This is a genomic window from Ramlibacter sp., from assembly GCF_028292805.1.
Classification (GTDB): domain Bacteria; phylum Pseudomonadota; class Gammaproteobacteria; order Burkholderiales; family Burkholderiaceae_C; genus Ramlibacter.
Map to the genome: position 1 here is coordinate 1 of NZ_JAQGLS010000123.1, position 19,145 is coordinate 19,145.

The window sequence follows — 19,145 nt, forward strand, 5'->3', positions numbered from 1 at the left end:
GCGCGGGCCGGCGCGGCCGCTGGCGCCTCGACGCGCGCCAGCTGCACGTCTTTCGGCACGTCCAGCAACACCGGGCCGGGCCGGCCGGACTGCGCCACTTCCAGCGCGCGCAGCACGGCGGCGGCCACGTCCGCCGCCCGGCGCGGCTGGTGGTTCCATTTGGTCACCGGCCGCGACATGCCCAGGGCGTCGCTTTCCTGGAAGGCATTGGTGCCGATCACGGCTGTCGCCACCTGGCCGCTGATGCAAAGCACCGGGATCGAGTCGCTCATGGCATCGAGCAGCCCGGTGATGGTGTTGCCCACGCCCGGACCGGAGGTGACCAGCACCACGCCGACGCGGCCGGTGCTGCGGGCATAGCCTTCGGCCGCGTGCACGGCGGCCTGTTCGTGGCGCACCAGGATGTGCCGCAACGCCGGCCGGCTGTAGAGCGCGTCGTACAACGGCAGCGCGGCGCCGCCGGGGTAGCCGAAGATCGTGTCGATGCCGCTGTCGATCAGGGTGTCCAGCAGGATCTCGGCGCCGTTGCGCAAATCCACGGTCGTGGCAAGGAAGGCGGGGGGCAAGGCAAGGGTGGCAGCAGACATGCCAAGGAGTATCGCAACGAAGCGCCCGAAGAGGCCCCTGTTGGCGGCCCGGATTCGGCGACGCCCGGAAATATTCTTCCGGCATGCAGAACCTCGCCAGAAGAGCCGTCTGAACGGGCTCAGGAACGCCAGTTCAACCCGCTGCTGCGGCATTTTCATCCACCAACGGCAGTCAACCTGTGAAACGACAGTGGGGCCAGGCATCTCGCCGGCCAGGCCCTGCGGCTAACGTTGACCCCCAGCTGCCTGCGGCGTCGCAAGGCAGGAAACGAAACGGAGCTTCCTATGACCAGGGTTTGCATGGTCGGCGCCGCCTTCGTCCTGCGCTGGTGCGGTGAGGGTCTGCGTCTGGCGGCCGGCAGGACTTGGGTCGAGGCGTGTTCGGTCACGACGCGACGCTGGTGTCCGACATGCAATCAGGATCTTTGCGCCTCGTCGGCATGCCTGCCGAAGTTTCAAATGGCGGTGCCATTCCAAAGGACAGGCATGCACCAGCTGATGTTCAAGCAAGGAACCTTTTGCTACGTGGTCCCCAGCTGCCGCGCCAGCCCGCGCGCGCGCCGGGCCGTCAGCAGGATCGTCGAGGTCATCGGCGGCCCGTACGAACGCCCGCGGGACGGCAGCAGGATGACCTGTTACGACGTGCGCCACCAGGACCTGGTGTTGTACTGCCAGGCAGACAAGCTGCGCGCCATCAACGATCCCGATGCCGACGTGGGCGAGCCGCAGGACGGAACGCTCGCCATGTAGCCCGGCGCGTCAGCGCACCGCGATGGCGAACACCCGTTTCTCCAGGACCGTCCCGGGCGGATCCCAGTCCCGCCGCAGCACCGCCTCGACCACCACTGCGCCGGGCTGCTGCCCCACGAAGCGCACGAGGCGATGGCCGCCGCCGCCCGGCTGCGTTCCTGACGCGCCGCCGACGAAGCGGTTCTCCACCAGTCCCAGCTGGGCGGTTCCTGACTGCGTGAGCTGCCAGCGGTAGCCCGTGGTCGGATTTTCGGACAGTTGCACCACCAGATCTTCGTCGCGCGACAGCGCGCGCGACGCCGTCGTTTCGTCGGCGGAGATCTCGATGGTCACGGGCGGCCTGTCTAGCTGGCTAGCAGCCACACGGCTGTTCGGGCGCGACGAGATCCATGTTCCAGGACTCGGATGCGGACAGCATGGCGCCCAAGGGCATGCCGCCGGATCCGGTGTCGAGCATGCCGCCCAGCGGCATCTCGCCCGCCGATTGCCCATCCATGCCCTGCGCCTGGACGGCGGGCATCTCCTGGGCCGGCAGGGCAAGCATCGGCCCCGCCGGCATTTCCTGGTGCGCCGTTGCCACCATCGCGCCGGCCGGCATGTCGGCGAGGGCAGCCATTGCGCCAGCCGCCGCAGCCGCGGGATCTGCACTCATGGCGCCCGCCGGACTGCCGGACGGGCCAGCTGAAAGCATGCTGCCTTGCGGCATGGCATCGGCCGTGCCGGTGTCCGGGAAGTCTTGTATCGACGTGTTCATGGCACCTCCCTAGTCTGCCAGCGCCGGCTCGGCCGCGGTCGCCCGCCGCTCCGGCATGGTCTCAGCCGCCGGCTCCGTGGCCGTTTCCCTGGCAACCGCCGGCGCCGCGAACACCCGGCTCTGCCACTTGTGCCAGAGCGCGCCGTCCGTGCCGCGCGCGAACACCTCCAGCCTGCCGTCGGCATTGCTGCCGACCACCGGGTTGCTCGTGATCACGCCGCCCAGAGACTCCCACCCCGACCAGCCGCTGTTGGGCGCCAGCTGCCATTTGTGCCACAAGGCATTGTCCGTGCCCCGCACGAAGGCTTCGAGCCGCCCGGTCGGGCTGCGTCCCACCGCGATGTCACTCGTCAGCACGCCGCCCAGCGAGGCCCAGCCGGACCAGCTGCCACTGGGGGCGACCTGCCATTTGTGCCACAGCGCGTTGTCGGTGCCGCGCACGAACACCTCCAGCCTGCCGTCGCCATTGCGGCCGATCGCGATGTTCGACGTCAGCCCGCCAGCCATCGACGCCCAGCCCGACCAAGTGCCATTGGACGCCACCTGCCAGTTGTGCCACAGCGCGTTGTCGGTGCCGCGCACGAACGCCTCCAGCCTGCCGTCGGCATTGCGGCCGACGCAGATTTGCGAAGCCAGCACGCCACCGAGCGACGCCCAGCCCGACCACGAGCCGTTGGGCGCCAGCTGCCACTTGTGCCACAAGGCATTGTCGGTGCCACGCGCGAAGGCCTCGAGCCGGCCATTGGCATTGGAGCCGACGGCGATGTTACTGGTGAGAACGCCGCCTGCGCTGGCCCAGCCGGACCAGCCGCTGTTGGGCGCGACCTGCCACTTGTGCCACATCGCGTTGTCGGTGCCGCGCACGAACACCTCGAGCCGCCCGTCGGCGTTGCGCCCGGCCGCCACGTTCGCCGTCAGCACCCCGCCTTGGGACGCCCAGCCTGACCAGCTGCCGTTCGGCGCCACCTGCCACTTGTGCCAAAGCGCGTTGTCGGTGCCGCGCACGAACACTTCGAGCCGGCCATTGGCGTTGTTGGCCGCGGTGATCTGCGAGTTGAGCACGCCGCCTTCGGACGCCCAGGACGACCAGGCGCCCTGCTCGACGATGCCCGCGCCCACGGCGCCGTACGGGCCGTAGCTCGTGTCGATGCCGCACTCGCCGTAGCCGATGCGAAAGAAGCCGCCATCGCCCCAGGCCGTGCCCCAGCTGTTCTTGCAGATCCAGCAGCTTTGCGTGTCGTCGTAGCCGACGATGGCAACGCAGTGGCCGCCGGCCAGCGCGCCCGAAACGTGCCGATACACGCCCGTGCGGTAGGCGAAGAAGTCGTCGTAGACCAGGAAGCAGCCCGTCACCGGCCCGCGCGTGGAGATCCATTCCTTGATCGCCGCTCCGGACACGGCCTGGCGCCCGGTGATGGTCACGTAACGCGACTTCCAGTTGGCGTTCAGGTTGGAGCAGTTCTGGTCGCCGGCGCTGTACGGATAGCTCGCATCGAACGCCAGGCCCTGCTTGCAGGCGTCCAGCGCGGCATCCGGCCACCAGCCATTGGCGCAGTTGCGGCCCTGCGAACGGCCATAGCAGTAGAACAACTGCGCCTCGGAGAGGTTGACGTCCAGTCCTGGGTTGTTGCTGGCGACCCGCACTGTCGACTCGATCACCGCGCACGTGCCGAAGGCGACGCACGAACCGCAACCGCCCTGGTCGCGCACCGGCGTGACGTAGTTGCGGCCGCCCACGTTGCGAAGGTCATGGGAGGGCGGCGCGCCGATGGCCGCCGCGGCGACGAAGGGCGATTGCGATCGCACGCCGGAGCGCAACTCCTGGTCGATCTGCCCGAGACTCGGGGCGCCCGGCGGCGGAACGAATCCGAGCCGCGCTTGGCGCTCGGCGTCGCTCAACGCCGTCATGCTGGTTGCGCCGGCCTGCCAGCCCGCGCCCTGGGTTGCGATGGCCTTGGCCAGGCCCTTCACATCGATTGCCATATGCCTCTCCTTGGACCGACGCGAGCCGAATGCCCACGCGAGGCCCCTGCTTTCAAGTTGTCAAGAAAGAACAAAGGCGCCGACCCGGGCGCCCACATTCAGTATGGTTCGCAAGGCTGGAAAGTCAAATGAAAGGCCGGCTGCTTAGTCGGCCCTGGCAAGTGGCTCGTCCGCTCATGCCGAGCCGGCTTGGGCGAGATGGTTCGTAAAGAATGCCTTCAGCTTGCTCCAGGGAATCAGGTCGACGCGGTCGTAGAGACGTGCCCCGCTCCGGCGACGATGTGCAGTTCCTTGGGCTCCGCCGCCAGCCGGTAGGTGTCCTGGCTGAACTCGCGCGAGTGGGCGGCATCGCCCGTGATGAAGAGCATCGAGCGCGGCGAGATCGTCTCGATGTCCGAGAACGGGTAGAAGTTCATGAACTTCACGTTGCTGGTCAGTCGCACGGCTGGTCAGCTTCAGCGACTGCCCGGCCGGCGTGAATTCGCCCCGCCGCGTGCGGTAGAAATCGCGGAACTCACGCTCGATCGGATGCGAGTTCGCGTCGATCTGATGCACCGTGCCGGGCCGCTGATCTTCAATACCGCGCAGCCGCAGGTCGACGCCGCCCTGCAGGGGCTGGGCCTGATCCTGCTGCCCGAGGACGAAGTGCAGGCCAACCTCGACCAGGCCGACTGCTTCGGGTGCTGGAAGACTGGTGCCCGGTCTTTCCCGGGTACCCCCTGTACTGCCCGAGCCGGCGGCAGCCCTCGCCCGCCTTCTCGCTGGTGTGCAGGCCCTGCGTGTCGACCCCGCTGCGCGCTAGCAGCAGCCGCGCCTGCCTGGGAACCGCGCAGTGTCGCCAGTGCCCGCGCCCGGGCAAAGCGGCCGCGGCAAGCCTGCAAAAGGCGCCCAAGTTGTGGACGGACGCGACGATTGCTGCCAGGATTCAGGATGGTCGCCGCCCTTGCAGCTTCGCTCATCGACTTCGTTGCGGGCTTGAAGCTCGGAGCCACTGCTGCGGAGCCGGGCAATCGTTTTTTGCTGGAGGGCGTGACGATCGACAGCCGCCCCGACGGCGCACTCGAGATCGCGATCCAACGATTCGAGGCGAGCTCGCTTCGCCTTGAGTTCGGGCCGGTGACCCTGGATGTCGGCCGCCTCGTCTTGAACAAGCTTGTCGGCCAGGTGCGCTTCGGCCTCGGCCGGCCGCGCCTGTGCGCCCTGGAGGCGGCCAGCGTCGAACTCGACGGCGTCAAGCTCAAAGGTCTGCTGGTTCCCGCGCGCCCGTCCGGCGCTGGCTTGAACGCCCCAGATGCCCAAGCAAGTGGAACCGCGGCCGGCCATCCGGTTGCCCGGGCGGGCGCCAGTTCATGGAGTCTCGCCCCGCTGGCCGCCGCAAATGGGGCGATCCGGGCGGAGATCGTCGATGCCCACCTGCTGTTCGACGCGAACGTGACGGTGCCGATCCGAGCCGGGGTGATCGATTTCAACGACGCGACCGTCGAGCACGTGGGGCCGGATTCGCGCATGGGCATCAGCCAGCTCGGCGTCTATGTCGATGCACCCAAGGGACGCAGCTATCTGTTCGAGTTCCCTTCCCCGCCGCTTGCTGGCGTGCAGTACGAGCGGCGCGAGGCCTTGCTGGGGCCGTGGGTCTCGGACCGCGGCAAGCTGAACCTGCAGGCATTTGGCGAGGCGCTCGGGCTTTTTTCCCAAGACACGAAGGGCGCAGGTTTCACCGAGCAAGCGAGACTGCTGCTGGCACGCACCGCACTCTCGGGCGATGTGCGCCTGGGCGACGCAAGGTTCTGCGCCCCTGGCGTGCAAGCCGACCTGGTCGGACGCAACGAGGGCCGCAACGGCGTTCAGCTTCGCTCGAAAGCCGTGGGCCAAGGAATCACCGTGGAGATGGCCTCACTCTCGCTGCGTCATGCAGTGTTGAAGTGGAACGCCATGCAACTGGGATGCGCCGAGCTCACCGGCCAGCTGGTGGTCCGCGCCGGCCTCGAAGGCACGCAGGTGCGCTTCGCGTTCGACCTGGAGAACACGAAGCTCTCGGGTTTGCGTTTCGATCTGGAGCAGGCCAACGGCGCCCTCGGTCCCCCGCAAGCGCCATGATCGCGGCCTGCCGCTGGTGTCATTCGCAGTCTCCGGGCGATGACGTGGCGCCACCTGCGGCACGCCCGCGTGGGTCGGGCGACCGCGCTAGTGATTGTCCCGCGGCAGTCCGAACGTCGTGTTGATCCGCTGGTACTTCACCGCCGGCTTGAGCACCATGCCCTGCGACAGTTCGTCGACGATCCCGCGCTGGATTTCCTGCCATGGCGTCTGGCTGGCGGGGTACTTGTAGCCTCCGGCAGCTTCGAAGGCGGCGCGGCGTTCCGCCAGTTCCGCGTCGCTGACCAGCATGTTGGCGGTGCGCTTTTTCAGGTCGATGCGCACCCGGTCGCCGGTCTTGAGCAGCGCCAGCCCGCCGCCGGTGGCGGCTTCGGGCGAAGCATTGAGGATGGACGGTGAGCCGGAGGTGCCGGACTGGCGGCCGTCCCCGATGCAGGCCAGCGCCGTCACACCCTGTTTCAGCAGGTAGTCGGGGGCGCGCATGTTGACGACTTCGGCCGCGCCCGGGTAGCCGATCGGCCCCACGCCGCGCATGAACAGCACGCTGGCCGGCGTGAGTTTCAGTGTCGGGTCGTCGATGCGGCGGTGATAGTCCTCCGGCCCGTCGAAGACCACGGCCGTGCCTTCGAAGGCCATCGGATCCTGCGGGTTCTCCAGGTACTGCTGGTGGAACTGCGGCGTGATCACGCTGGTTTTCATGATCGCCGAATCGAACAGGTTGCCACTGAAATGCAGAAAGCCGGCGTTCTTCTTCATCGGCTTGGCGTACGGGAAGATCACCTTGCGGTCGCTGGTGAACTTGCCTTCGCAGTTGTCCACGAGGGTCTTGCCGTTGGCCGTCAGCGCCGGCTGGATCATGCCGCGGGCGATCAACTCGGCAACCACGGCCGGCACGCCGCCGGCGCGGTAGTACTCCTCGGCCAGGTAGTCGCCGGCCGGCTGCAGGTTCACCAGCAGCGGCACCTCGTAGCCGTGTTTTTCCCAATCGGCCATCGTCAGCTCCACGCCGATGTGCCTGGCGATGGCGTTCAGGTGAATCGGCGCATTGGTCGAGCCGCCGATGGCGGAATTCACCACGATGGCATTCTCGAAGGCGGCCCGCGTCAGGATGTCCGAGGGCTTCAGGTCCTCGCGCACCATGTCCACGATGCGCTTGCCGGTCAGGTACGCCATCTCCTGGCGATCGCGGTAGGGAGCGGGAATGGCCGCGCTGCCGGGCAGCGTCATGCCCAGCGCCTCGGCCAGCGAGTTCATCGTCGACGCCGTGCCCATGGTGTTGCAATGGCCCGTCGATGGCGCCGACGAAGCCACCAGCTTCAGGAACTCCTGGTAGCCGATCTCGCCGGCGGCCATCATTTCGCGGGCGCGCCAGACGATGGTGCCCGAGCCGGTGCGCTCGCCCTGATGCCAGCCATTGAGCATGGGGCCGGAGTTCAGTGCAATGGCCGGGATGTCGACGGTGGCCGCCGCCATCAGCTGCGCCGGCGTGGTCTTGTCGCAGCCGGTGGTCAGCACCACGCCGTCGATCGGGTAGCCGTACAGCACCTCGATCAGGGACAGGTACTGCAGGTTGCGGTCCAGTGCGGCGGTTGGGCGCTTGCAGGTTTCCTGGATCGGGTGGATCGGGAACTCGAAAGCGATGCCGCCGGCGTCGCGGATGCCCTCGCGCACCCGCTCGGCCAGCACCAGGTGGTGCCGGTTGCAAGGCGCAATGTCGGAGCCGGTCTGGGCGATGCCGATCATGGGGCGGCCCGACTGCAGCTCGTCGAAACCCAGCCCGAAATTCATGGTGCGTTCCAGGTAGAGCGCGGTCATGTCGGCGTTGTCGGGGTTGTCGAACCAGGCTTGCGAGCGCAGGCGCGGCACGACCTTCCGGCCAGGGGCCTTGCGTTCGACCGTGGCGTTCTTCTTTTTCATTGCAGGCCCTTGAGTGTTTGCGCGGCCGTCGGCAGCGCCCGGCAATCAGCGATGTACTGCTGGACGATCTGGGCGAAGTTCTCGTGCGGCTGCAGCCGCAGCCTGGCGGCCCGCGCGGCGCCGGCGCCGCCGGGCCAGTTGGCCCCGATGCCGGCGATGCGCTCGTCCCGCTCGAAGCGCACCAGCTTGCGTGTTGCGGGCCCCGCCACCTGCTCGAGCCCGTCCAGCATGTCGCGCACGCGCACGTTCAGCGCCGGCAGGTTCATCGCCGTGCGGCCCAGGAACTGTTCGCGCGAGGCCTCGTAGCCGGCGATCAGGCCATCGACGGTGTGCGAGGGCGACGACACCGGGTGCGATACATCCGGCCCTACCGGGCAGACCGATTCGGCGCCCGCCAGCGGCTCGCGGATGATGCCGCTGAAGAACGAGGAGGCCGCGCCGTTGGGGCGGCCCGGACGCACGGCCACGGTCATCAGCCGTGCCGCACGGCCATCGATGAACCCCTTGCGCGTGTAGTCGGCGACCAGGTGCCCCCAGATCAGCTTTTGCGTGCCATACGAGGTCTGCGGCGCGGCCAGCGTGGCGTCGCCCACCAGCTTGGGCAGGGGCACCGCCGGATCGGGCCCGAACACGGCCACCGAACTGGAAAAGACCAGGCGCGTGCGCTTGCCGCCCGCGCTGGCGTTGGCCCGCAGCGCATCGAGCAATGCGCGCGTGCTGTCGAGGTTGGAACGCAGGCCAAGATCGAAGTCGGCCTCGCATTCGCCCGACACCGCCGAAGCAAGATGGAACACGCCTTCGAACGCCTCGGTGCGCAAGGCGTCGGTCGGCCACAGCAGCGTGCCGATGCGCGGCTCCACGCGTGGATCGGCGAGCAGGTCCGGCGGCGGTGACTGGGGGTTGTCGGCGGAGTCACCGATGGCGCGGTGGAAAGCCAGGTCTTCGGCCACGCCGCCGCGGCCCTGGGCGACCGCCGCGTCGATGGCCTTGAGGGACCGCCGCATTTCGGCAATCTGGGCACGGCTGGCGCGTTCGGCCGCCAATGCCGCAATCTCGCCCTCGAGCACCCGGCGCACCTCGATCACGTGCACCAGCGCCTGCACGGAGTCGAGCACCGAGGGATCGAATGCAAGGGGCTGGTTGACCGGCCCGGAAGCGACGAAGACACCGAACCCCTGACGCGCCACCACGAGCGCACGGGACTTGAGCTGGTGCATGGCTTCACGCACCACCGTGCGCGAAACGCCGTGCGCGCTGGCGAGCTGCTGCTCGGTGGGCAAGCGCTCGCCGGGACCCAGCGCGCCCGATTCGATCTGCGCGCCCAGCCGGACCGCCAGCCGGTCGGACAGCCGCTCGGTGACCAGCGGCGTGTCGCCGGTCAGCGGGGGTTTCGGTCCATGAGGGGGAGAACGCAGCACGGTTGTCGGGTCATCATACAAATCTCCAGGCTTTCGAGTAGCGGCTTTCCCTGATGGCAGCGCCCGTGTTCCGTGCTGATACCGCGCCAGCTGCGATGCGGATGGCGGTCATCTCGTCCAAGCCCGACAACGAGCTGCTGTCGCGCACCGGCAACCCGTTCTGGACCATCGGGCCCACGCTGGCGCACTTCGGGAAGCTGCTGTTCGAATACCCGGCCTGGCTCTGGAACACCATCATCGTCTCGCTCGTCTCGCTCGTCTCCACGGCGATCTCGCTCGGAGTGCGCCCTGATCGACGGCGCGACGCGCTGGCAGATCCTGGTGAAGATCGTGCTGCCGCTGGCTGTGCCCGGCCTCATCTGCGCCGGCTTCGCCTTCACCCTCAGCTGGAACGAGTCCATCTACGCCTTGACCTTCGTGTCATCCAGCGAGAACAAGACCGTGCCGCCCGGCGTCGTCACCCGAGCTGGTGGAAGGTCACGTCTGCCACTGGGGGCCGCTCAGGGCCGGCGCGCTGCTCGGCTCGCTGCCGGTGGCTTTCGTGTACTCGTTCTTCGTCGATTTATTCGTCTCTGGCGTCAGGGGTTCGGTCAGGCAATAGCGCCGCTTTTTCCGGTCACGGCAACAGGAACGGCCGCCCGGTCACGGGCGTGGTCGCGACCGCCATCTCCTGCTTGGCCATGATGCCGGCCTCGTACGCCAGCCGACCGGCTTCGATGCCCAGCCGGAAAGCTCGCGCCATGGTGACGGGGTCGTGCGCCAGGGCGACTGCCGAATTCACCAGCACCGCGTCGTAGCCCATCTCCAGGGCCTGCACGGCGTCGCGTGGCGAGCCGATCCCGGCGTCGACCACCAGCGGCACACCGGGCAGCCGCGCGCGCAATGTGCGCAGCGCAGTCGGGTTCAGCAGGCCCTGCCCGGAGCCGATGGGCGCGCCCCATGGCATCAGGATGCGGCAGCCGGCGTCGAGCAGCCGATTGCATGTCACCAGATCGTCGGTGCAGTAGGGGAACACCTCGAAACCGTCGGCGGCCAGCTCGCGCGCCGCGGCCACCAGTTCGAAGGGATCCGGCTGCAGCGTGTATTCGTCGCCGATCACCTCCAGCTTGATCCAGTGCGTGCCAAAGACCTCGCGCGCCATCTTCGCCAGGTTGACCGCCTCGCGCGCCGTGGTGCAACCGGCGGTGTTGGGCAGCAGCTGCGCGCCGGTGTCGCGCACGAAGCGATAGAAGCTGTCGCCGGCCTGCGCGTTGCCGCCACCGAGCTGACGGCGCAGCGACACCGTGATGACCTGCGAGCCGGATGCACGCACTGCCTCGCCCAGCATCTCGGGTGAGGGATAGCCGGCGGTCCCGAGGAAGAAGCGGCTTTGCAGCTCGACGCCGCCGATGGAAAAGGACATGGTGTTCATCCTCCCGTGATGGGCATGAAAGTGGTGACGACATCCCCGTCCCGCAGCTGGCACTGCGCCCGCTGGTCGCGGGGGACGAAATCGCCGTTGACGCCGGTGGCCAGCGCAGTCGGTGCTTGCGGCAGCGAGGCGACCAGGCTCGCGAGCGTGGCGCCTTCGGGCAGCTGCATGCGGTCCTGGTTCAGTCGGATGGTGATCATGGCAAGGACTCCAGGGCGCTTTCGACGAGGGCCGGCGCGATCAGCCAGCCGTGGCGGAACAGCCCGTTGATGCGCGTCATTCCGGGCACAGTTTCCAGCAGTGGCTGGTTGTCGGGAAGAGCTGGGCGCAGGTTGCTTTCGCAATGGACGATGCGCGCTTCGGCCAGGGCCGGCACGATGCTGTGCGCGGCGGCGAGCAGTTCGACCGTCGTGCGCACCGTGACCGGCGAGCGGTCCTCGCTCTCGATCTCGCTGGCGCCCACCACGACCAGATCCGGCGCGCGGGGCACCAGGTAGACGCGGTGCCGCGCGTGCAGCAGCCGCACCGGCCGCTGCAGGCCGAGGCCGGGCGCCTGCAGCCAGAAGATTTCGCCGCGCACCCCGCGCACCGGCAGTTGCGGCCGCGCACCCAGCCCGCGCACGTCGAACACCCAGTCGAACCGCTCGCGCCCGCCGGGCAGCTGCAGCGCGTGCGGCTCGACGCCTTCGACGCGGCTGCTCCAGTGCCACTGCGCGCCGGCCGCACCCGCCAGCAGCGCCTGCATCGCCTGCACCGTGTGGATGCGGCCTTCACCGGGCAGCAGCCAGCCTTGCGGGCCGGGACGCAGCGCCGGCTCCAGTTGCGCTAGCCGTTGCGCGGAGAGCGGCTCGGCGTGGTGCCCGGCGGGCGCCTTGCGCGCCAGCAGCTCCAGCACGCGCCGGGCAGTGCCGCCGTCCTCGCGGTGCGCCACCAGCAGGCTGCCGTCGCGGTGGAACTCCACCGGCGTCGCCAGCTCGCGCACGATCCGCGGCCACAGGTCCAGCGACCGCAGGCCCCAGCGGAACACGCGATCGTCGGCCGACTCGAGTTCGGCCAACGGGCTCAACATGCCGGCGGCCGTCCAGCCCGCCGCTGCGCGCGCCTGCGAACCTTCGGCCGGATCGTGCACGTGCACCGCGTGCCCCTGCCGGGTCAGCGTGAAGGCCAGCAGCCGCCCCAGCAACCCGGCTCCGGCGATACCGATGCGCAGCACTCGCGTCACCGCCGCCGGTCCAAGGTCGGATGCGGCCAGCCCGCCTGCCGGCTCGCGTCCAAGCGTGAGCGGCCGCGCGCGAACGCTGCCTGCAGCGCCGGCACGACGGCATCCGGCGCCTCGCCCAGGCCACGCAGCACGCAGACGCCGCTGGCGCCGGCAGCGGCGCTCTGTTCCACCTGTTCGGGCAGCAGGATGCCGCCGATGGCGACCACCGGCGTTCCCGCCACCCGGCACCACCAAGCGAGGTTGTCCAGGCCCTGCGGCACCCAGGGCATGTCCTTGGTGGTGGTCGGCCAGACCGGCCCGCAGGCGATGTAGGCCGGTGCCAGGCCGCGGGCGCGGCACAGTTCCCACGCCGCGTGCGAGCTGATGCCCAGCGCGAGTTGCGTTGCGCGCAGTTCCGCCCGCCCGGCCTCCCCGAGCGCGAGCAGGTCTTCCTGCCCGAGGTGGACGGCTGCGCCGCCAAGCTGGGCCGCCAGCCGCCAGTGATCGTTGATGAACAGCAGCGCGCCGGCCGCGCGGGCGGCGCCGATCCCCTCTTGCAGCGCGGCGCGCAAACCCTCGTGCCAGGCGGCGTCGGCATCGGGCGGCTGCTTGATCCGCAGTTGCACGGTGCCGATGCCGGCGTCGAGCACCTGCCGCAGTCGCCGGACGTTGTCGACGATGGCATAGATCCCGAGCGGCGCCCTGGCTTCGGCCCGCAGCACGGCGTCGGGCAGGGCGTGCTCGTCCCAGGACAGTGCCGGCAGGCGCCAGTGCGGGCCCGCAAGCGCCAGCAAGGCCGCATCGACCGGCACGAAGCCGCGCTCGCACCACGATGCCCAATCACGTTCGAAAGCATTCGCGGAGATCGGCGGCAACGAAGCATCGGGGCGGACCCAGCCACGTGCATGCGCGCCGTGCAGCCAATGCAGTGAGCCGGAGCCGACGCGGACACCGTGCACCAGCGCGGCTTGCGCGCCTTGCGCCAGGCAGCGCGCGGCTTGGCTCCCGGCAGCCTCTCGCGTGAGCGTGCTGCCGTCCAAGACCTGGATCGTCGAACTCGGGGGTGCTTGCTTCAATGGACCTCCTTCGTGGCTGACTGCTCCGAAGGACCGGCCCGCGCCGGCCGGTGATGGGCCACGGGTGCTCTCCTTACGCCGGTCTGAACCGGTTCAAGTTCGCGGGTTTCATCTCAGCACGCTGACGCGTACACCCCGGAGCGAAGGCAGATTGTGACATGGTCGGTGAGGCGCCGGGCTTGCGAGAAGGTGCCGGAGAGCGGCACGGGGCGACCGGTTTGTCGGTGGCCAGCACGGACCGGAGGCGAGCGCGGCCGCCATGCCTCAGCCTTTGCGCAGGCCAACCTGGCTCAGCCCTCCCGTGGCCGCAGGCAAAGCCTTCATGTGTGCGTGCAGCACCTGGACCAACTGCTGCGCCGCCGGCGACAGCGAGCGCCCCTGCTTGACCAGCACATAGATGTCGCGCGAAACGCGCGGCGCCGTCAACGCACGTGCCAGCAGGTCCGGGTCGCGGGAGTAACGCACGTAGGCGGCGGGCATGAGCGACGGGCCCATGCCGCAGGATGTCATCCACAGGGCGGTCGAGAGCAACGACACCTCGCGCGCCACATTGAGCCGGATTCCCGCCCGTGCGGCGGAGTGGTCGATCAGCGGTCGCACGCCGAAGCCGGGCCGCACGGTGGTCACGGGAACGCCATCCAGGTCCTTCCACCGCACCGACTTGCGGAGCGCCATCGGGTCATCCGCCCGGCAGACCACGCTCAGGTGATCGCTGATCAGGCGCTCCATCTGCACGCCGTCGTCGGCCCGATCGGGAGTGCCGATGCCGAAGTCCGCATGCTCGCCGATCAGGCGCGCGATGAATTGATCGGGCGCGCAGTCGTCCACGTTGACCTGGATCTCCGGGTGCAGCTGGCGGAACTCCCGGATCACCGGCGGCAACAGGATTTCCGCCAGGGTCGGAGTGCAAGCCACGGTGACGCGGCCGCGGCGCAGCACTGACAAGTCGTCCAGGCCGGCGCTCAGGGAATCGATGTCGCGCAGAACGCGTTGCGCGATTTCGATGACGTCGTGGGCCGCGGCGGTCGGCTGCAGCGACCGTGTCGTGCGGTCGAACATGCGCACGCCGAGCCCCTCCTCCAGCTGCCGTATCAGCGCGCTGACGGCCGATTGCGTGACATACAGCTGCGCCGCGGCCGTGGTCAGGCGTCGCAATCGGTAGACCGCGACGAAGGCGCGCAGTTGCTTCAGGGTCAGCGCGCTCACTTTGTCTTGATTCATCAGGTCATCTTATAGATGCTTCAGTATTTATCCATTTACGAGTGAACGGTTCTGGACTCCAATCTGCGCTTCGCCCGCCAACCGCCCTTCCGAACGAGACCCACGTGTCCTGCACGATCACCCCAACCAGCCAGCTGCAGCCGCATGCGATGCGCCGGCATGCCTGAGCGCGTCGAGCTGAGGCTGGGCCGGGCCACCCTGGCCGGGGCCCGGCGCCACGGGGTGACGAGGTTTGGCGCGCTTCGCTATGCGCAGGCACCCGTTGGTGAATTGCGGTTCGCGCCGCCAGTGGCTGCGACTTTGCAAGGTGACGTGGATGCGACCGGCGTGGCATCCATCGCTCCCCAGTTGCCTTCGCAGCTGGGCAAGGTGCTGGGCACGTGCGACGCACCACAGTCCGAGGACTGCCTGCACGTGACCGTCTGGACTCCCGACGCAGACGCGGCCCAGCGGCCCGTGGTCGTCTGGTGTCACGGCGGCGCGTGGCAAAGCGGCGGCGTGCTGAACTGGTACGACGGGCAAGCCCTGGCGCGTCGCGGCAATGTCGTGGTGGTCGGCGTGAGCATTCGCCTGGGCCCCCTTGGCTGGCTCATGGCCGAAGGCGGCGTGGCCAACCTCGGCTTGCTGGACCTGGACCTGGCCCTGCAGTGGGTGACGCAACACATCGCCTCCTTCGGCGGCGATCCCCATCGTGTCACGGCCATGGGCCAGTCCGCGGGCGGGGTCAACATCGCCGCGCTGTTGATGCGCGGCGGCTTGCCGTTCCAGCGCGCCATTCTCCAGAGTGCGCCCCTGGGCCGTGGCTTTCGCTCGGCGGACGCCGCCCTGTCGATCGGCAAGACGCTGCTCCGCGCTGCGGGCGCGGCCGATCTCCAGGAGGCCCGCGGCCTGCCGGTGCAAGCACTTCTGCGCGCGCAGCTTGCCCCGGAGGTGACCTCCGCCGTGCGAGCGCAGGCGGACGGCCACGGACTCTTCGCCCCGGTCCTGGATGGCGTGACGCAGCCCCCCTCCGTCACGCCCCTGGCGTCCGGGGCCGCCCGCCAGGTGGACGTTCTCGTGGGTTGGAACCGGGACGAGATGCGGGCCTTCACGGCAGCTGGCGAACCGGCGGACGACGAGACGCAGCGGCGGTTTGCCGAGCCTGCGCGCCAATGGGCCGCGCAGGCGGCGCTCGCCGGCCGGCGGGCCTGGCTCTACCGTTTCGACGGGGCGCCTGGGATGCCCTTCGGCGCCTGCCACGGCGCGGAACTGCCCTTCGTGTTCGGCACGCGCGACGCGTTCGCCTCGGCGCCGATGCTGCAGGCGCTGGCCGCGGCAGATGCCCGGCGGCTGACGCACGCCCTCCAGGGCGCCTGGCTGGACTTCGTCCACGGCAGGCCACCGGGTTGGGCGCCGAGCCCGCATGTCCATGTTTTCGAGTAAGCGCCGGCCCCGAGCCACATCGATCCCCCAGGAACAGAGAAAGCACCATGCGACTGAAAGCAGAAGAGGCGACCCCGATGTCCGAAGATGAAACCCTGGCGGCATTCGACCGCGTTCAGCCGATCGTGGCCTCCGACGCCGAGATCGAAGCCGCCGTCGGCGATGCCGACTTGCCGGCGCTGCTGGCGACCCTTGCCCTGCTGACCCAGGATCCGGCTCTGCTTGCGGAGGAGCTCAAGCCGCCCTCACCGTCGATGACCGCGCGCATCGCGCCCCAAGGCGGCATGTCGCCGCAAGCGCAGGCCAAGGCCCGCGCGTTGGCGACGCGGACCCTGATCGGCTACCGCGACGCGGGCTGTCCCGCAGCCGCCGCGCCGCCGCCAGAATGGCTGGACCGGATCGTCCAGTTCCTGATCCGGTCCGGCCATGACGACTTGCTGGACTTGTTGCGCCATGAGATCAACGTGCCGGACGACCAGGGCGCGCCGGGCTGGCATGTCAGCGACTTCCCCCATGCCGCGGACCTGAAAGTGGCCGTGATCGGTTCGGGCTTCGCGGGCATCACCGCCGCGCACCGGCTCAAGCAGGCCGGCCTCGACTTCACTGTCTTCGAAAAGAACGACGAGATCGGCGGAGTGTGGTGGGAGAACACCTATCCGGGTTGCCGCCTGGACACGCCCAACTTCGCCTACAGCCTGTCCTTCGCGCAAAAACAGGATTGGACGCAGCAGTTCTCGCAACAGCCCGAGATCCTGCGCTATCTGCTCGACGTGGCCCGCCGCTCGGGCATTCGCTCGCACGTCCGGCTGAACACCGAGGTCGAACAGCTGGAGTTCGACGCCACGCGATCGGCGTGGAAAGTGACGGCGCGCGCTGCCGACGGAACCGCCCATGTGGAGCACTTCAACTTCGTCATCACCGCCATGGGGCTCCTGAACAGGCCCCATGTTCCGGACTTTCCGGGCATCGACTCCTTCCAGGGCGAGATCGTCCACTCCGCTGCCTGGCACGAGCGTGTGACGGTCGAGGGCAAGCGCGTGGCGTTGATCGGCACTGGCGCGAGCGCCTTCCAGATCGGTCCGGAGATCCATTCGCAGGTCAGCCAGCTGCATGTCTTCCAGCGCAACCCGCCCTGGATGCTGCCGACGCCGAACTACCATGATGACCTGAAGCCGGGCATGCAATGGCTCCTGAACCATGTGCCGTACTACGGCCGATGGGTCCGCTTCTGGCAGTTCTGGATCGGGGTGGAAGGCCGCTTGCACCTGGTGGAAGTGGATCCGGACTGGAAGCACGAAGTGTCGATCAGCGCGGGCAACGAGGCGCTGCGCCAGGAGTGCCTGGCCACGCTGCAACAGCAGTTCGCGGACCGCCCCGAGTTGCTGGAACACGTCACGCCGCATTACCCACCTGGCGCCAAGCGCATGCTGCGGGACAACGGCACCTGGCCCGAAATGCTCAAGGCCAAACAAGTCGGCCTGGTCACGCAGGAGATCTCGCACCTGACGCAAGACGCCATCCACACCAAGGATGGCAAATCCTACCCGGTGGACCTGATCATTTGCGCCACCGGTTTCAAGGCGGCCGATTTCCTCTACCCGCTGAAGGTCACCGGCCGGTCCGGCCAGGACCTGCACGCGTGCTGGGACGGCGATTGCCGGGCCTACCTGGGCATCTCGGTGCCGGGCTTCCCCAACCTGTTCATGACCAGCGGTCCCAACACCGGCGTGGTGGTGAACGGCAGCGCCATCTTCTCGTCGGAATGCCAGGTCGAGTACACGCTGCGCGCGATCCGCCACGTCCTCAGCCAAGGACTCAAGGCGGTCGACTGCCGGGAGGAACCCCTGGTCCGGTACAACGCCTACATCGACAAGGGCAACGAGTCCAAGGCCTGGGCCGTTGCCAAGACCTCGAGCTGGTACAAGAACAAGAGCGGCCGCGCCGCGCAGACCTGGCCGTTCGGCATGCTCGAGTACTGGAGCCTCACGTCCACGTTCAAACCTGAAGACCACGTTCTCTGGTGAGTTCAGGTTTGTGTCCCACCCCATTGCCTTACCCACTGAAGGAAACAAATGCTCAAATCGGTCATCAGGTCTTTGATTGCGATCGGCGTCGGCGCGCTGCTGACGACGCTTGCCGCGGCCCAGGACTATCCGGACAAGCCGGTCAAGCTCGTCCTGCCCTTTCCTCCGGGCGGTTCCGCCGACGCCGTCACCCGCGAACTTGCCGAAAAGCTGCAGGCAAGAGGCAACGGCATTTTCATCATCGAAAACAGGCCGGGTGCCGCCGGCAACCTGGCCACCGGCCACGTGGTCAGGTCGCCCAATGACGGCTACACCATTCTGGTGGGCGTGACCGGCGCCCTGGTGATCAACCCGGAGCTGTACCCGAACCTGGGCTACCGTCCGGAAACCGACCTGACGCCAATTTCCATGCTGGCGCAGGCGCCCGTGGTGATCGTTGCCAGCCGGGAGTCGGGCATCACGTCCATCAAGGACCTGGTCCAGCGCGCCAAGGCGAAACCAGGCGAGCTGTCCTACGCCACCAACGGCGTCGGCACCAGCCATCACCTGGCGGGCGAGCTGTTCAAGCAACGGACCGGGATCTTCATGCTGAACATCCCCTACAACGGCACGCCCGGCGCCCTGCAGGACATCGCCGGTGGACGGGTTCAGGTTGGATTCCTGGACCTCACGGCCGCCCTTCCGATGATCAACGCCGGACGCATCGTTGCCCTGGCGACCACCGGAAGCGCGCGACCTTCGGCATTGGCCAACGTCCCGACCGTCGCCGAAGCGGGCTACGCCGGCTACGACGCCATGACATGGATCTCGCTCGTCGCGCCGAAAGGGATGAAGCGAGAGCATGTCGCCAAACTCAACGGCATGGTCAATGCCGTGCTGGCGGAAGAGTCGTTCAAGAAGAGCACCGCTGCCAAAGGCATGGATGCGGCCGGCTCCACGCCAGAGGCCATGCAACGCTTCCTGGTGGGAGAAGCAGGCAAGTGGCGCGACGTGATCCGCCGCGCCGGCATCAGCATCAACTGAGCCGAAGGCGAATTTCTCGAGTTCTAAAAAAATCGGGATGCGGGCGGGCCCGACCGCGCCGAGCGCGTGAGTCGGGCCCGCCTGCTTTTCGCGAGATCTGGCTGCGCTTGAACACCGTTGAATCGCCCCGGCTTTCAGGAGGCTCAAATCTCTGAGAGGATTGAGCCATGAAGAAGTCGAACAAGTTCTCGCCCGAGGTCCGTGAGCGGGCGGTGAGGATGGTGCAGGAGCACCGGGGGGAGTACCCGTCGTTGTGGGCGG

The 19,145-nt window shown here is 68.4% G+C and carries 17 protein-coding genes, 2 pseudogenes and 1 riboswitch; of the genes and pseudogenes, 7 read left to right on the forward strand and 12 right to left on the reverse strand.

Annotation, left to right across the window (positions count from 1 at the left end):
• Positions 1-587 (reverse strand): thiamine pyrophosphate-binding protein (locus tag JWP65_RS07165; RefSeq protein WP_299762044.1); only part of this gene is annotated, 587 nt, incomplete at its 3' end.
• 486 nt (positions 588-1,073) lie between these two features.
• Here JWP65_RS07165 and JWP65_RS07170 point away from each other — a divergent pair.
• Entirely contained in the window at positions 1,074-1,337 is a 264-nt protein-coding gene (locus tag JWP65_RS07170) for a hypothetical protein (protein WP_299762047.1), read from the forward strand.
• 9 nt (positions 1,338-1,346) lie between these two features.
• Here the strand turns inward: JWP65_RS07170 and JWP65_RS07175 are convergent, their stop codons facing one another.
• The 4 genes from JWP65_RS07175 to JWP65_RS20100 all read right to left on the reverse strand — a co-directional run bounded on the left by JWP65_RS07175 (position 1,347) and on the right by JWP65_RS20100 (position 4,517).
• Entirely contained in the window at positions 1,347-1,670 is a 324-nt protein-coding gene (locus JWP65_RS07175) for a protease inhibitor I42 family protein (RefSeq protein ID WP_299762050.1), read from the reverse strand.
• 19 nt (positions 1,671-1,689) lie between these two features.
• Positions 1,690-1,953 carry a hypothetical protein gene (locus JWP65_RS07180; protein WP_299762052.1) on the reverse strand — a complete coding sequence of 88 codons (264 nt, stop codon included), beginning with the start codon at positions 1,951-1,953 and terminating at the stop codon, positions 1,690-1,692.
• Between the two features lie 147 nt (positions 1,954-2,100).
• The gene (locus JWP65_RS07185; protein ID WP_299762055.1) at positions 2,101-4,074 is read right to left on the reverse strand and encodes a C1 family peptidase; all 1,974 of its coding nucleotides are present in this window, start codon (positions 4,072-4,074) and stop codon (positions 2,101-2,103) included.
• A 236-nt stretch (positions 4,075-4,310) separates the two neighbouring features.
• Positions 4,311-4,517 carry a hypothetical protein gene (locus JWP65_RS20100; protein WP_367280483.1) on the reverse strand — a complete coding sequence of 69 codons (207 nt, stop codon included), beginning with the start codon at positions 4,515-4,517 and terminating at the stop codon, positions 4,311-4,313.
• Between the two features lie 82 nt (positions 4,518-4,599).
• Here JWP65_RS20100 and JWP65_RS07195 point away from each other — a divergent pair.
• Both JWP65_RS07195 and JWP65_RS07200 read left to right on the forward strand, forming a co-directional pair.
• A pseudogene (locus tag JWP65_RS07195) lies at positions 4,600-4,841 on the forward strand (LysR substrate-binding domain-containing protein); the annotation flags it as partial.
• A gap of 163 nt (positions 4,842-5,004) precedes the next feature.
• Positions 5,005-6,171, forward strand: a complete 1,167-nt coding sequence (locus tag JWP65_RS07200; protein WP_299762058.1) for a hypothetical protein — start codon at positions 5,005-5,007, stop codon at positions 6,169-6,171.
• Between the two features lie 87 nt (positions 6,172-6,258).
• Here the strand turns inward: JWP65_RS07200 and JWP65_RS07205 are convergent, their stop codons facing one another.
• Together JWP65_RS07205 and JWP65_RS07210 are read right to left on the reverse strand one after the other, a co-directional pair.
• Positions 6,259-8,088, reverse strand: coding sequence for an IlvD/Edd family dehydratase (locus tag JWP65_RS07205; RefSeq protein ID WP_299762061.1), 1,830 nt, complete (start codon positions 8,086-8,088; stop codon positions 6,259-6,261).
• Positions 8,085-9,506, reverse strand: coding sequence for a GntR family transcriptional regulator (locus JWP65_RS07210; protein WP_299762063.1), 1,422 nt, complete (start codon positions 9,504-9,506; stop codon positions 8,085-8,087). Before JWP65_RS07210 ends, JWP65_RS07205 begins: the two co-directional genes overlap by 4 nt.
• Before the next feature lie 101 nt (positions 9,507-9,607).
• Between JWP65_RS07210 and JWP65_RS07215 the strand changes: the two are divergent.
• Positions 9,608-10,107: pseudogene (locus tag JWP65_RS07215) on the forward strand (ABC transporter permease subunit); the annotation flags it as partial.
• Between the two features lie 15 nt (positions 10,108-10,122).
• Here JWP65_RS07215 and JWP65_RS07220 read toward each other — a convergent pair.
• From JWP65_RS07220 to JWP65_RS07240, 5 genes are all read right to left on the reverse strand, one after another.
• Positions 10,123-10,908 (reverse strand): thiazole synthase, encoded by a 786-nt coding sequence (locus tag JWP65_RS07220; RefSeq protein ID WP_299762067.1) that lies wholly within the window; start codon positions 10,906-10,908, stop codon positions 10,123-10,125.
• 5 nt (positions 10,909-10,913) lie between these two features.
• On the reverse strand, positions 10,914-11,117 hold the full coding sequence (gene thiS / locus JWP65_RS07225) for a sulfur carrier protein ThiS (RefSeq protein ID WP_299762070.1): 204 nt from the start codon (positions 11,115-11,117) through the stop codon (positions 10,914-10,916).
• Positions 11,114-12,139, reverse strand: a complete 1,026-nt coding sequence (locus tag JWP65_RS07230) for an FAD-dependent oxidoreductase (RefSeq protein WP_299762073.1) — start codon at positions 12,137-12,139, stop codon at positions 11,114-11,116. Before JWP65_RS07230 ends, thiS begins: the two co-directional genes overlap by 4 nt.
• Positions 12,136-13,194: a thiamine phosphate synthase gene (locus JWP65_RS07235; RefSeq protein ID WP_299762076.1), complete on the reverse strand. Its 1,059-nt coding sequence runs from the start codon at positions 13,192-13,194 to the stop codon at positions 12,136-12,138. Before JWP65_RS07235 ends, JWP65_RS07230 begins: the two co-directional genes overlap by 4 nt.
• A gap of 53 nt (positions 13,195-13,247) precedes the next feature.
• Positions 13,248-13,342: riboswitch (TPP riboswitch) on the reverse strand.
• A 116-nt stretch (positions 13,343-13,458) separates the two neighbouring features.
• Positions 13,459-14,415 (reverse strand): LysR family transcriptional regulator, encoded by a 957-nt coding sequence (locus JWP65_RS07240; RefSeq protein WP_299762079.1) that lies wholly within the window; start codon positions 14,413-14,415, stop codon positions 13,459-13,461.
• A 159-nt stretch (positions 14,416-14,574) separates the two neighbouring features.
• Between JWP65_RS07240 and JWP65_RS07245 the strand changes: the two genes are divergently transcribed.
• From JWP65_RS07245 to JWP65_RS07255, 3 genes are read left to right on the forward strand one after another with little or no spacing between them, the layout of a single operon-like run.
• A complete protein-coding gene (locus JWP65_RS07245; RefSeq protein WP_299762082.1) occupies positions 14,575-15,837 on the forward strand; it encodes a carboxylesterase family protein in 1,263 nt (420 codons plus the stop codon).
• A 47-nt stretch (positions 15,838-15,884) separates the two neighbouring features.
• Entirely contained in the window at positions 15,885-17,861 is a 1,977-nt protein-coding gene (locus tag JWP65_RS07250) for an NAD(P)/FAD-dependent oxidoreductase (RefSeq protein WP_299762085.1), read from the forward strand.
• A gap of 48 nt (positions 17,862-17,909) precedes the next feature.
• Complete coding sequence (locus tag JWP65_RS07255; RefSeq protein WP_299762088.1) at positions 17,910-18,884, forward strand: tripartite tricarboxylate transporter substrate binding protein; 975 nt, start codon at positions 17,910-17,912, stop codon at positions 18,882-18,884.
• Positions 18,885-19,145 lie beyond the last annotated feature (261 nt).